The 13,056-nt window shown below is 50.9% G+C and carries 10 protein-coding genes; all 10 read right to left on the bottom strand.

What is annotated here, in order from left to right; genetic code table 11:
* Positions 1-278: 278 nt before the first annotated feature.
* Positions 279-1,436 (bottom strand): acyl-CoA dehydrogenase family protein, encoded by a 1,158-nt coding sequence (locus tag L9W92_RS00350; RefSeq protein ID WP_240081781.1) that lies wholly within the window; start codon positions 1,434-1,436, stop codon positions 279-281.
* A gap of 121 nt (positions 1,437-1,557) precedes the next feature.
* Positions 1,558-2,340, bottom strand: a complete 783-nt coding sequence (locus tag L9W92_RS00355; RefSeq protein ID WP_240081782.1) for an enoyl-CoA hydratase-related protein — start codon at positions 2,338-2,340, stop codon at positions 1,558-1,560.
* Positions 2,341-2,358: 18 nt separating this feature from the next.
* Complete coding sequence (locus L9W92_RS00360) at positions 2,359-3,207, bottom strand: 3-hydroxybutyryl-CoA dehydrogenase (RefSeq protein ID WP_240081783.1); 849 nt, start codon at positions 3,205-3,207, stop codon at positions 2,359-2,361.
* A gap of 95 nt (positions 3,208-3,302) precedes the next feature.
* A complete protein-coding gene (locus tag L9W92_RS00365; RefSeq protein WP_240081784.1) occupies positions 3,303-4,487 on the bottom strand; it encodes an acetyl-CoA C-acetyltransferase in 1,185 nt (394 codons plus the stop codon).
* Positions 4,488-4,657: 170 nt separating this feature from the next.
* Positions 4,658-5,641 (bottom strand): electron transfer flavoprotein subunit alpha/FixB family protein, encoded by a 984-nt coding sequence (locus tag L9W92_RS00370; protein WP_240081785.1) that lies wholly within the window; start codon positions 5,639-5,641, stop codon positions 4,658-4,660.
* A 15-nt stretch (positions 5,642-5,656) separates the two neighbouring features.
* Positions 5,657-6,415 carry an electron transfer flavoprotein subunit beta/FixA family protein gene (locus L9W92_RS00375; protein WP_240081786.1) on the bottom strand — a complete coding sequence of 253 codons (759 nt, stop codon included), beginning with the start codon at positions 6,413-6,415 and terminating at the stop codon, positions 5,657-5,659.
* 225 nt (positions 6,416-6,640) lie between these two features.
* Complete coding sequence (locus L9W92_RS00380) at positions 6,641-8,779, bottom strand: sigma-54-dependent Fis family transcriptional regulator (RefSeq protein WP_240081787.1); 2,139 nt, start codon at positions 8,777-8,779, stop codon at positions 6,641-6,643.
* A 199-nt stretch (positions 8,780-8,978) separates the two neighbouring features.
* Positions 8,979-10,526, bottom strand: a complete 1,548-nt coding sequence (locus L9W92_RS00385; protein WP_240081788.1) for an acyl-CoA carboxylase subunit beta — start codon at positions 10,524-10,526, stop codon at positions 8,979-8,981.
* A 46-nt stretch (positions 10,527-10,572) separates the two neighbouring features.
* A complete protein-coding gene (acd, locus tag L9W92_RS00390; protein WP_248285773.1) occupies positions 10,573-11,733 on the bottom strand; it encodes a glutaryl-CoA dehydrogenase Acd in 1,161 nt (386 codons plus the stop codon).
* Between the two features lie 255 nt (positions 11,734-11,988).
* Positions 11,989-13,056 (bottom strand): 6-hydroxycyclohex-1-ene-1-carbonyl-CoA dehydrogenase, encoded by a 1,068-nt coding sequence (gene had, locus L9W92_RS00395; protein WP_240081789.1) that lies wholly within the window; start codon positions 13,054-13,056, stop codon positions 11,989-11,991.

The raw sequence follows: 13,056 nt of genomic DNA on the forward strand, positions 1-13,056 counted from the left end.
TTGCCCATGTATTTAGAATTCCGCAGACGGATTTCAGAATATTCGGGCATAATAAAGATTCTCTCTTTTGCATCCTGATTATTTACGAACATTATATCGTTTTTAGATTATCATGTAAATGAATCAGATACAAGCGCTATGCGCAAATAAAAAGGCCACTTTCTTATGACTGCCGCTAGCTGTGAATACTAAACCGGCAATCATAAAAAGGGTGGCCGCTATATTATGACTAGTGTGATTTCGGTCCTACTGGTTAGCCGTTAAGAACCCTTTTGATTCTAGCGGTCGGGCGCGAAACCAAGCTCAATGTTGGCGATGATCTGCATATGCATGTTGGAGGTTCCCTCCAGGGTCTCGAACTGTTTGCAGTCGCGGAGCCATCTGCCGCAAGGATACTCATTGGAATACCCGTATGAGCCGTAGATTTTCATGGCCAGGTTGGCGGCATGCACAGATGCCAGGCAGCCTGCCAGCTTGGCGGTGGAAGTCGCCTTCTGGCTGGGTAATTTGTTGTCTTTTAACCACGCGGCGCGGTAAACGAGTTGCTTGGCCGCCTCATCTTCCAAGATCATTTCAGCAATCTGCTGCTGAACCATCTGGTGTTTGCCGATCGGCACGCCGAACTGGAAGCGGTCGTTGGCATATTGAATGCAGCCATCCAGGCACGCCCTGGAAAGAGCCGCGCCGCCAACGGCACAACCCATGCGGGTGTTGTTAAGCTGCCACATGCAAATGAAGAAGCCTTTGTTTAATCCGCCCAACAGATTTTCTTTGGGAACCACTGCATCCTCGAAAATCAGTTCCGAGGTCGGAGCAGCATACATACCGACTTTGTCTTCCATAGGAATTCTTTGAACGCCGGGGGTGTTGTTATAGTCAATAACGAAGCAGGACATCCCTTTAACACCTTTGCCTTTTTCAGTGACAGCATAGAGCAGTCCGATATCGGAAGTGTGCCCGCCGGAAATCCAAGTCTTGGTGCCGTTGATCAGCCAGTGGTCGCCCTTATCTTCGGCAAAGCACTTCATGCTGGCCACGTCGGAACCTGTGTTGGGCTCGGTGATGGCAAAGCTTCCCGCCCATGTTCCATCCAGCAGTTTGGGGATCCATTTCTGTTTTTGTTCTTCGGTGCCGTATTCATTAATGGTCATGGCCGGACCCCAGCAGTTGCCGCTGATGGAAAGTCTCCAGGATGTATGGACCTTGGCTATTTCATACAGGGCGATAACGCCTTCCATCCAGCCCATGCCGTTTCCGCCGTATTCTTCCGGAATGCTCCAGCCCAGCAGGCCCAGTTCACCCATTTTGGTTAAAATCTCTCTGCGATAGTAATGGTTCTTTTCATCCTCTTCAACGTAAGGAGCGATTTCCTTTTCCGCAAAGTTGCGGGCCATATCCTGTACCATTTTTTGTTCTTCTGTCAACCCAAAATCCATTCTATTCCCTCCTAGTATTAAATTATATTGGTGCAAATGGTGATTTCTATAGCCCATTAGCTATTCACGGGCAGAAACCACCAAAAACATCTGGATTATTTAGCTGCAAAAACAGCATAAACTACTCGCCTTTAAACTCCACTTTACGTTTCTCTAAAAAGGCGCTCATACCTTCTTTTTGGTCGGCAGTTGAGAAAATCACGCCGAAAAGGTCGGCTTCAATATTAAAGGCCTTTTCCTGATCCATATCCAGGCCCTGGTTAATAGCTTCTTTGGTAAACCTTACGCCGACCGGACCCATTGAGGCAATGCGTTTAGCCATCTTCTTGCAGACATCCATCAACTCATCGGCCGGCACAACCTTGCTGACCAGGCCAAACCTCAGCGCAGCCTGAGCATCGTAAATATCGCCGGTAAAGAGTATCTCTTTGGCGACACCGGGGTTCACCAGCCGCGCCAGGCGCTGAGTGCCGCCGAAGCCGGCCATGATACCGAGACTTACTTCCGGCTGGCCGAACTTGGCCTTCTCGGAGGCCACGCGGATGTCGCAGGCCATGCTCAGTTCGCAGCCGCCGCCAAGGGCAAAGCCGTTTACCGCGGCTATCACCGGTTTCGGCATGTTCTCAATCTGGCTGAATACTTTTTGGCCATGACGGCTGAATTCCTGTGCCTGCATGGGAGTCAGGGATAACATGTAGGCGATGTCGGCGCCCGCTACAAAAGCTTTTTCACCGGCGCCGGTTAAAATAATTACCTTTACCGACTGATTGGCGGCTAATTCAGCCATGGCTTCGCCCAACTCCGCGATGGTCTGATGATCGAGCGCGTTCAGTGCTTTGGGACGGTTGATGCTCACCACCGCAATCTCGTTATCAAAATCCACCAGAATATTATTCCACGCCATTTTTACACCCCCGTCGCGTTAGTACTGGTAAAACCCTCTGCCAGTCTTACGGCCAAGCCAGCCGGCAGCCACGTATTTGCGCAGGAGCGGGCACGGGCGGTACTTGGGATCGCCGAGGCCGCGGTATAATACTTCCATGATTGACAGGCAGGTGTCCAGGCCAATCAGGTCACCGAGAGCAAGCGGGCCCATCGGGTGGTTCGCGCCCAGCTTCATCACCTGGTCAATCGCTTCCGGCGAAGCGACGCCTTCATGGAGACAGTATATCGCTTCATTGATCATCGGTATGAGAATGCGGTTTACCGCAAAACCGGGAGCGTCGTTCACTTCCGCAGGAACCTTACCCATTTTTTCGCTGGCAGTCTTAACGAGCTCATAAGTTTCATCGGATGTTGCCAGGCCCCGGATGACTTCTACCAACTTCATCACGGGAACAGGATTCATAAAGTGCATACCAATCACTTTGTCCGGCCGTTTAGTAACAGCAGCTACTTCGGTGATGGGCAGCGAGGAGGTGTTTGTAGCAAGAATCGCTTCAGGCTTGCATACTTCATCAAGTTCCTTAAAGATCTTGCCTTTGATTCCCATATTCTCAATAGCCGCCTCAATCACCAAGTCGACGTCCTTCGCGTCCTGCAGGCTGATGGACGGGGTAATTTTTGCCATTAAGGCTGCTTTGGCCGCTTCATCAAGACGCCCTTTGCTGACATCCTTTGACAGGTTTTTGTCTATCAAACCAATGCCTTTGTTAACAAACGTGTCATTGATATCATTAAGAACCACATCATAACCGGCAGCGATCGATACCTGAGCAATGCCTGAACCCATCTGGCCGGCGCCGATAACCATAATTTTCTTAATTTCCATATGATACTCCTTCCAAACCCTCATCCATCGGATCATGGCCTTATAACAACAATGAGGGTTTAATTTCTTTCCATGGTTAATCTCAACCGGACAATTTATTTAATATTTTCCACGGTCATCGCCACGCCCTGGCCGCCGCCGATGCACATGGTGGCAAGGCCGTAACGTCCGTTCCGCTTCTTTAACTCGTAAAGCAGGGTCGTCAGGATTCGCGCACCGCTGGCGCCGATTGGGTGGCCGATGGCGATAGCGCCGCCGTTAAAATTCACCTTGTCCATCGGCAGATCCAGAGCACGGATGCAGGTTAGGGCCTGCGATGCAAACGCCTCGTTAGCTTCGATCACGTCAAAGTCGGCCACGGTAAGTCCGGCCTTGGCCATCGCCTTCTTGCTGGCGGGAATTGGCCCGGTGCCCATATAGGCGGGGTCCACGCCCGCGGTGGCAAAGGATTTGATCACAGCCATGGGTTTTAGTCCCAGTTCTTTCGCTTTTTCAGCGGACATCACCACTGTCGCGGCAGCGGCGTCATTGATCCCGGAGGCGTTCCCGGCGGTAACGGTGCCGCCTTTTTTGAAAACGGCGGGCAGCTTGGCCAGGGCTTCTACTGTGGCGCCCCGGCGCGGTAATTCGTCCGTGTCAAAATACACGGGATCGCCCTTTTTCTGGGGAATAGGCACCGGGACAATTTCGTCTTTAAATCTTCCGGAATCAATGGCCGCAATGGCCTTGTTATGGCTGTCAACAGCCAATTGGTCCTGGTCTTCCCTGGATATTCCATATTTTACCGAGAGGTTTTCGGCAGTCATGCCCATGTGGATATCGTTAAAAGCACACCACAGGCCGTCTTTGACCATCTCGTCGGTAAGAGTGCTGTCGAACATGCGGTAGCCCCACCTGGCCTTGTCCAGCACGTAGGGGGCGGCGCTCATGTTTTCCATGCCGCCGGCCACGACTATGTCAGCCTGCTCGGACATAATTTGCTGGGCGGCCAGCATAATTGACTTCATCCCGGAACCGCAGACGATGCCCATTGTATAAGCCGGTGTTTCAATAGGCAGACCGGCTTTCAAAGAGGCCTGGCGCGCGGGGTTTTGACCGAGGCCTGCGGTCAAAACATTGCCCATGATCACTTCTTCGACTTGCTCGACAGTAATCCCGGCCCTCTTGATTGCTTCCTTAATCACCAAGGCGCCCAGTTCGACAGCAGGAGTATTCTGCAGCGAACCGCCATACTTACCCACCGCGGTGCGCACCGCGCTGACGATAACAACTTCCTTCATTTGGCACATCCTTTCTCTAAAAACGGCATCCTGCCTGATACGTAAATAAACAAAAAGTTTGCTGGAACCCTCCCCAAGAGACCCCTGGGGAACTCAATCCATTGAGGGTTCTGTCAAAAGTTTCTGCTTGAGAAGTGTTCCAGCAGCATTCACATATGTGAAACTAATTCTTATTTGGCTATAACTTTCTTGATTTCCTCGGTCAAGATAGGCACTACTTCAAAGAGGTCGCCGACAATACCATAGTCAGCCGCTTTAAAGATAGCGGCTTCTTCATCTTTATTAATCGCCACGATGCACTTGGAAGAGCTCATCCCGGCCATATGCTGGATGGCGCCGGAGATGCCGCAGGCGAAATAAAGAGTGGGGGACACAACCTTGCCGGTCTGTCCGACCTGGAGGTTTTGCCCGATCCAACCGGCGTCGACACAAGCGCGTGAGGCGCCGACAGCCCCGCCGAGCACGTCGGCCAGGTCTTCCAGAACCTTAAAGCCTTCCGGACCTTTCACGCCGCGTCCGCCGGACACGATCACGTTTGCCTCGGTGAGTTCCGGCCTGGAGGAAACCTGCAGAATGACATCTTTAATTACCTGGCGCAGGTCGGAGGCATCCAGGTTCACAGCGTAGTTAACCACTTCGCCTTTGCCCGCTGCCGGTTCGGCAGTCAGCACGTTGGGGCGGATAGTGGCCATTGCCGGGCTGGATTCGGGAACGCCGGCTTTTAACAAAGCTTTGCCGGAATATACGGGACGGGTGAATACCAAGCCGCCGCCTTCAACATCTATCGCGATGCAGTCGGACAGCAGGCCGGCTTTAACCTTCTGCGCTGTTTTGGCAGCCAGGTCGCGGCCCAGCACGGTGCAGCCGAGCAGCACTGTGGCGGGATCCGTTTCTTTGATCAGGTCGGCCAAAACTTTGCTATAAGCGTCTGTGGTATATTGTGCTAACTTATCATCTTCGGCCACGTAAATCTTGTCGGCTCCGTATTCGGCAAGCGAGCCTGCCAAACCTGCCACGCCTTTACCAATCAGGACGGCGGCAAGCTCATCACCGGTCTGACCAGCTATTTTACGGCCGGCGCTTAACATCTCGAAAGCCACGTTTTTCACTTTACCATCTTTTACTTCTGCAAATACAAGTATTCCTTTTGCCATTATTTTTCCCCTCCCTTAGATAGCGTTTGCTTCTTCCCGCAACAGCCGCGCCAGTTCGGCGGCAGCTTGGGGCGCTTCACCGCCAATGATTTTGCCCGCGGCTTTAGCGCTGGGAAGGAAGTAAGATTGTACTTTAACTTTGGCCGCTACTTGATCGGCACTCAGTCCCAGGTCGCCCAGGGAGAGTTTCTGGATGGGCTTTTTCTTAGCCTGCATAATACCCTTCATTGACGGGTAGCGCGGCTCGTTCAAGCCCTTCTGAGCAGTAATCACAGCGGGCACCGGCACTTCCACAATCTCGTTGCCGCCTTCGATGTCTCTGGTGGCTGTGGCTTTACCGCCGTCAATATCCAATTTGGTCACTACATTAATATGCGGCAGGCCAAGTTCCTCGGCAACCCGTACCGCTACCTGGGCGGAACCTTCACGCCACCCGGCCAGGACCAGATCGTACGGGATAGTGCTTACCGCTTTAGCCAACACAACGGCTGTGGTATACTCGTCGCCGCCGGCAAGGGCGGGATCTTCCACACTGATAGCTTTGTCCGCTCCCATAGCCAGCGCTTGACGCATCGCGTCCGGGGTATCCGCCCCGGCAGATATAATAGTTACCTCGCCGCCATTCTTTTCCTTCAGCTTGAGCGCTTCTTCCACAGCATACTCGTCGTAGGGGTTGATAATCAGGCCAACGCCCTTTTTGTTGATTGCGCCGCCCGCGATCTCGATTTTTGCTTCTGTGTCAAAGGTTTGTTTCAAGAGAACTGCAATATTCATTCCATTCTCCGGTTCCGGGACCTACGTCCCACTCCCGCCGACTACTCGGGAGGCGGCATAGCACCTCACGCCTTCCATAATAGCGTATCAAATCATGCCGCAAAAACCTTTTCCTTTCCCTTTTTTAGTATCAACTTCATAATTCACTTAACTTCATTTCAAACAACTCAACCAGTTATATAATGGACAACACCTCCCGTATTAATTAAATCTGACGAATTGACCTTATTTAATTACACTGAAACTGCTTGACTGCTCTTGACGGCTGTTTTTAAACTGCTTTATTTTTTGTAGTTTTCTGATCACAGTAGACTGGTCAATCCCCAGCACTTTCGCCGCCTTATAAGTGCTCCCGTATAAATTCAGCGCCTCATTGATCAACTGGCTCTCCATTTCCAGGAGCGCCTCTTTAAAGGGAAGCACTCCCTGCACCATTACTTTCGCTGAAGTATTATGCATTATGTAGCGCAGGCTTTCCGGCAAGTGCTTGGGGGTAATAATCGTTTCGGGTTCGGTTACCACCATTCTCTCAACAATATTCTCCAGTTCCCTGATATTGCCGGGCCAGTGGTATTCATAAAATATCTTGAGAACTTCAGGGGAAAACTGCTTCCGGATGCCGTATTTCTTATAATATTTTTCACAAAAGAAATTTAACAGCGGAACAATGTCTGAACGGCGGTCCCTTAAAGGCGGAATCTGCACCGGAACAACATTCAGGCGGAAAAACAAGTCTTCCCTGAAAGAGCCCTGTTGAACCATGTCTGCCAAGTTCCGGTTTGTCGCGGCCAAAATGCGCACATCCACACTGCGCGTTTTTGTCCCCCCGACTCTGATGATCTCTCTATCCTGCAGCACCCTTAATAATTTAACCTGCAGCGACAGCGGCAAATCGCCAATTTCATCCAAGAGCAGGGTACCGTTATGAGCCATTTCAAATATCCCCTGCTTCCCGTCTTTTCCCGCGCCGGTAAAAGCCCCGCGCTCGTAGCCGAAAAGCTCCGACTCCAATAACGTCTCCGGAATTGCGCCGCAGTTAATTGTGATAAACGGTCCTTGCTTGCGGGCACTTTGACTATGAATATGCTTAGCCAGCACTTCCTTGCCCACGCCGGAATCACCAATCAGCAGCACTGTTGAGTCCACCTGGGCCACCCTGGTGCAAAGGTCAATAACACTTTGCATTTTCGGCGAACTGCTGGTCAAGACCTGTTCTTTATTCCGCTGCTCGTTTCTGTTGCATAATTCCGCCTGATAACGGCGGTTCAGATTTTTACTGTCATGCAGTTCCTGTCTTAGCTTTTCGAACTCGGTAAGATCCCGCACGTTGATTACGACCCGCACAATTTCACCACGTTCGTTCGCCACCGGGTTGCCGGTGATCAGAAGCCTGTTCCCCATCGGTGAAGTTTGCAAATTGGTGACAGCCTTTTTTTTCTTCAAGACAGCATCTACAATTGATGAGGCGTAATGACCGTCTTCCACCAGTTTCTGAAAAGGCCGGCCCACGATATCTTTGGCCTTGAGGCCGGTCATCCTGGTATATGCCTCATTTACCTGAGAAACAACACCATCACATCTGGCAATTAAAATGCCGTCGTATGAAGATTCAATCAAGGCTTTTAGTTCCTTATTCAGTTCTTTAACAGATTCCAATTCATGAGATATAAACTCAATCTCGGAAATGTCCTGAAAAATGCCTACTGCTCCAATAACCTTGCCATCTTCGATAATAGGGCTGCGGTTGCTGACGTATATTCTTGTGCCTACCGAATACTTAACCGGAAGCCTTTGGCCGAACTTAGTCTCACCGGTCTCCAGAATTTCCAGCAGGCCGGTTGGTATAACGACATCAGCCAGAAACTTGCCGACAGCCTCACTCCTGGCTCTTCGGGTGATCTTCTCGGCAGCGGGGTTGAATGTTGTAATAATCCCGTCTTTGTTTATTGAAATGATCCCTGTATGGGCAGCGTTAAGTACGGCATCAAGCTCCCGGCTGATAAACTTGGTATAAGGATAAAGAGAAGTGGCCAGGTCATACTTTGTACTGATTCCTTGCAGCTTTCCGTCAGCGTCAACGATAGCGATTACCTCACTGGGAGCCGTCCAGGCCTCTTCCTGGTATACATCCGGACTCATGCTGATAAAATTTTTATCCATTACTTCAGCCACTTTTGTGTCCAGTGAGATTGGCGTCCCGTCACGAAAGGTCAGCCCGCTGCCTACCACTCCGAGCAGACGGCCTTGCTCATCAACGATGCCGACAACTCCAATGGGATGCTCCTGCCATAAGCGTAAAACATCCCCGATTGTCTGATCCGGACAGAGGGTCAGCGGCGGCTTCTTAATCAGATCAGCTAGCATAAAATCTTGTCACCGCCTCACTCCCAGTCATAATAGTGTTACTTTCCGATAGACAGGCTCCGCCGGCGGGCGAAGCCTAATATTTACTTTTTGTTAATGGCCTGTCGGTGGCGCGGTTTTATGGTTTAAACCCATTAGCCGCGTCACCGGCTTGTCTTCAGAAATCACTCCTGATACGATTAATTAATGAATTGTTTTTTTACAAGTTGATATTGGAGTATTTCCTGTACGGCCTGGCCACAGTCTTGTTCTCCAGCATGTCGAGAGCCAGGCAGATGTTTCTCCTGGTTTCGTTCGGCATAATCACATCGTCGATGTAGCCGCGGCTGGCAGCGCTGTACGGGTTCTGATAGAGGTCTTTGTACTCTTTAATCTTCTGTGCCGCTGTTTCCTTCGGGTTCTCTGAATTCTTAATTTCCTTGGCGAAAATAACGCTCGCCGCTGTTTCCGCGCCGACGATGGTCACTGTGGCCTGCGGCCAGCTGAACACGATGTCCGCGCCCGTATCCTTGCAGCACATGCCAAGGTAGGCGCCGGCAAATGATTTACCCATGATTATTGTTACCTTCGGCACTGTGGCGTCGATATAAGCATACAGCATTTTGGCGCCGTGTCTCAGGATGCCCTTCCAGTCTTCCTCCGGGCCGATCATGAACGCCGGGGTGTCGTGAATGTTCACGAGAGGAATATTGAACAGGTCGCAGAACCGGACAAACCGGGCCACCTTGTCAGCGGCGTCGCAGTTGATTACGCCGCCCATCCAGTTGGGCTGGCTGGCGACGATGCCTGTCGCTCTCCCGTTAAACCGGCCGAAGCCGACAATGACGTTCTTCGCAAATTCTTCATGAATTTCAAAGAAATAGCCGTTGTCAACGATATTGTAAATAACCTTGTGCATGTCATAGGGCATATTTCTGTTTTCCGGCATTACTTCATCGAGTTCCGGCGCCAATCTCATCGGGTCGTCGTCGCACGCGATACGCGCTGACTTTTCTTTGTTGTTCTGCGGCAGGAACGTAAGCAGATCCTTCACCTTGTCCATGCAGTCTTTATCGTCTTCCACCACGACATGGGTGCAGCCCGACTTGACGGCGTGCGCCTGCCAGCCGGACAGCGTCGGCAGATCGATGTCTATGCCCAACTGGGTTTTTACGAATGGGGGACCGGCAATGCCCATAAATCCGGTATTACGGCACTGGAAGACAAAGTCCTGCATAACCGGGTGGTACGCTTGGCCGCCCATGCACGGACCCATCAGGGTGGCAATTTGCGGGATAATGCCTGATGCCAGGTTTTGGGACTTAAACAGCCACGCATAAGCCTGCAGCGTGTCGATACCTTCCTGCAACCTGGCGCCGCCAGAGTCATTCATGCCGACGAAGGGAATGCCCATATCCTTGGCCATTTCGATAGCTGCAGCAAATTTCTTGCCGTGGTATTCGCCGAACGTACCTGCCATGGAGGTGAAATCCTCGGCGCCGACCATAACCATCCGGCCGTTCACCTTGCCATAGCCGCAAATAACGCCTTCAGCCGGAATTTCTTTGCCTTCCAGGCCGAAATGAGTTGCCCTGTGTTTGAGGTACATGCCGATTTCCGTGAAAGTACCCGGGTCAAAGAAATACTCGATTCTTTCTCGTGCCGTCAACTTGCCGTCTTTGTGCTGTTTCGCAACGGCTTTTTCGCCGCCCATGGCTTTAATTCTTTTTCTATTCTGGGCAAGTTCCTCGTATAAATTTTCGTGCATTTGAAAACCCCCTTATATTTAATAATCCATTACCTTGATAATAATACTATATACGCTTGCGATAGCCAAGCATTGTTTCACCAATGATTAGTTTTTGAATGTTGCTGGTGCCTTCAACAATCTGATACGACTTGGCATCACGATAATAACGGGCAACCGGGTATTCCTCGGAGTAACCATAGGAACCGTAAATTTTCATGGCGTAATCAGCGCATTTGTTTACTACTTCACCAACATAGTACTTGCCCATGGAAGTTTCCATAGTACAAGGCCTGCCTCGATCTTTCAGGAAAGCGGCACGGTACACCAAGAACCTGGCTGCATCAACCTCAGTCGCCATCTGGGCGATCATGTCGGTGACCATCTGGAATTTGCCAATCGGCACGCCAAACTGCTGCCGCTCATTAGCATACTTCAAGGCCGCGTCCAGGCAAGCCTGCGCCAAACCGAGACCGCCGGCCTGGCAGCCCAAGCGGGTGTCGTTCAGCTGTTCCATACAGATCTTAAAGCCCTGCCCCTCTTGACCGAGCAATGCTGATGCCGGAATACGGCAGTTTTCAAACGTAATCGAACCAACCGGCGCGCCCCAGGTGCCAAGCTTATCCGTGATCGGCTCAATTGTGATCCCTGGCGTATTCATGTCAATGACAAAAGCTGTCATGCCTTTAATTTTCTTGGCCGGATCCGTATAAGCGTAAAGCAATCCCATATCACAGACGGTGGCGTTGGAAATCCACATCTTATTACCGTTAACAATATAGCTGTCGCCATCCTTAATTGCTTTTGTCCTCATTGAACCCACGTCTGAACCGGAGTCGGGCTCGGTAATGGCGAACATCCCCAGCAAGCTGCCGTCAACCAGGCCGGGCAGATATTTTATCTTTTGTTCCTCCGTTCCGTATCTCAGGATAGTGCATCCCGGGCCATTGGGGTTCATGTTGAACGGCAAACGCAACGAAGCATGTACCCGTGATATTTCTTCAGCGATAATGGTGGCAGCCAGCCAACCCATTTCGTTCCCACCATACTCCTCAGGTATGACACAACCAAAGAAGCCCAAGTCGGCCATTTTTTGCACCAAATCCCGGCGGAACCGGTGGGCTTTGTCATCCTCGTCCACAGTCGGCTGTATTTCTTTAACTGCGAAATCCCTGGCCACTTTTCTTATGTCTTGCAATTCTTCGGTTAAATCAAAATTAATTGTCAAACCTCCCCTCCGTTTTAGCTTAGCGCATGTTAAAAAAATAACATGCACAAAATATGTTTATTGCAAAATCCTTGCCAGGGGAGTACATGCCTCTATACGACATTAATTGCGAAATTGCAAATGCAAACAATGCAATAATGCATCCACCAAATCAAATAAACCCCCGGCCATTATCTTAAAGCCATAACCTTAAGCTAATAACTGCAGCAATGCAGTATTAATGCAAAATTGCAGTAAGGCCGGGGGATGGTCATTCTAGAAATCCGGGGTCAGCACAATACGCTGCACTAACTTTCCGCTGTGCGCTTCCTCAAATGCCTTTAAGATCGTGCTCATCGGCCTGATATCCACAAAAGGCTTAACCTGGATTTTGCCTTCAAGCACCATGTTCAGCACTGGCTTATAGTATTGCGGCAGGCAGCCCCAGGTACCCATGATATCAGCTTCAAACGCCATCAATCTCGACAGCATGTACTCGGTTTTAACCATGCCAAAACCGACTATCATCAATTTGCTGAGGAATGTAAGCAGGCCCAGGGCGATTTCCTGGCCGGCTTTCGACCCGGTGCACTCAAAAATTTTCAGCCCCCAGTTAGGCAGTTTCTTTTCTTTTGAATAAGCCCTGAAATCACCGGAAACCGCCTTAGCGTCTTTGTCCAGGGTGCTGATCGTGTGTGTCGCGCCGAAACTAAGAGCACGCTCTAATTTTTCTTTATTTCTGGCAATTACGATAACTTCTTTGGCGCCTAACGCGGCGACAATCTGAGTCATGTATACACCGATTCCGCCGGTGCCGCCAATAACGATCGCAACGTCTCCCTCTTTAACGCCAGCCTTTATGGCAGCCTGATACGGAGAGGTAATCGCGTCGGCAACAACGGACAGTGTTTCCAAGGAAAAGTCTTTCTTGTCTTCAACTAGGCACAGGTCACCGGCGGGAACCGGGATGTAATCTGAAAAGCCGCCGTAAATTCCCAGGCTGTTGCCGGGCATCGCCTGCTTCAGGCAGCGGTTGCCGTGGCCGGCAGCGCAGATGGCGCAGTTTTCGCAAGGCATAACCGCCGGCACGATAACTTCCTTGCCGATTAAACTTGCCTCACCGGCAACAACAGTTCCGGCAATCTCGTGGCCGAGCGTTAGGGGCGGCTTGGTCACTGTCGGAACACCATCATAAAAGTAGCCGACGTCAGTGTGACAAACACCGCAACCGGCAATCTTAACCAGGGCTTCACCGGGCTTCAGTTCCGGCACATCGATAGTTGTCTTTTCCAGCTTTCCGGGCTCAACCATCTGCCAAGTATTAATCTTGGTCGGTACATCCAT

It is taken from the genome of Pelotomaculum terephthalicicum JT (genome assembly GCF_022410535.1).
GTDB lineage: Bacteria > Bacillota > Desulfotomaculia > Desulfotomaculales > Pelotomaculaceae > Pelotomaculum_D > Pelotomaculum_D terephthalicicum.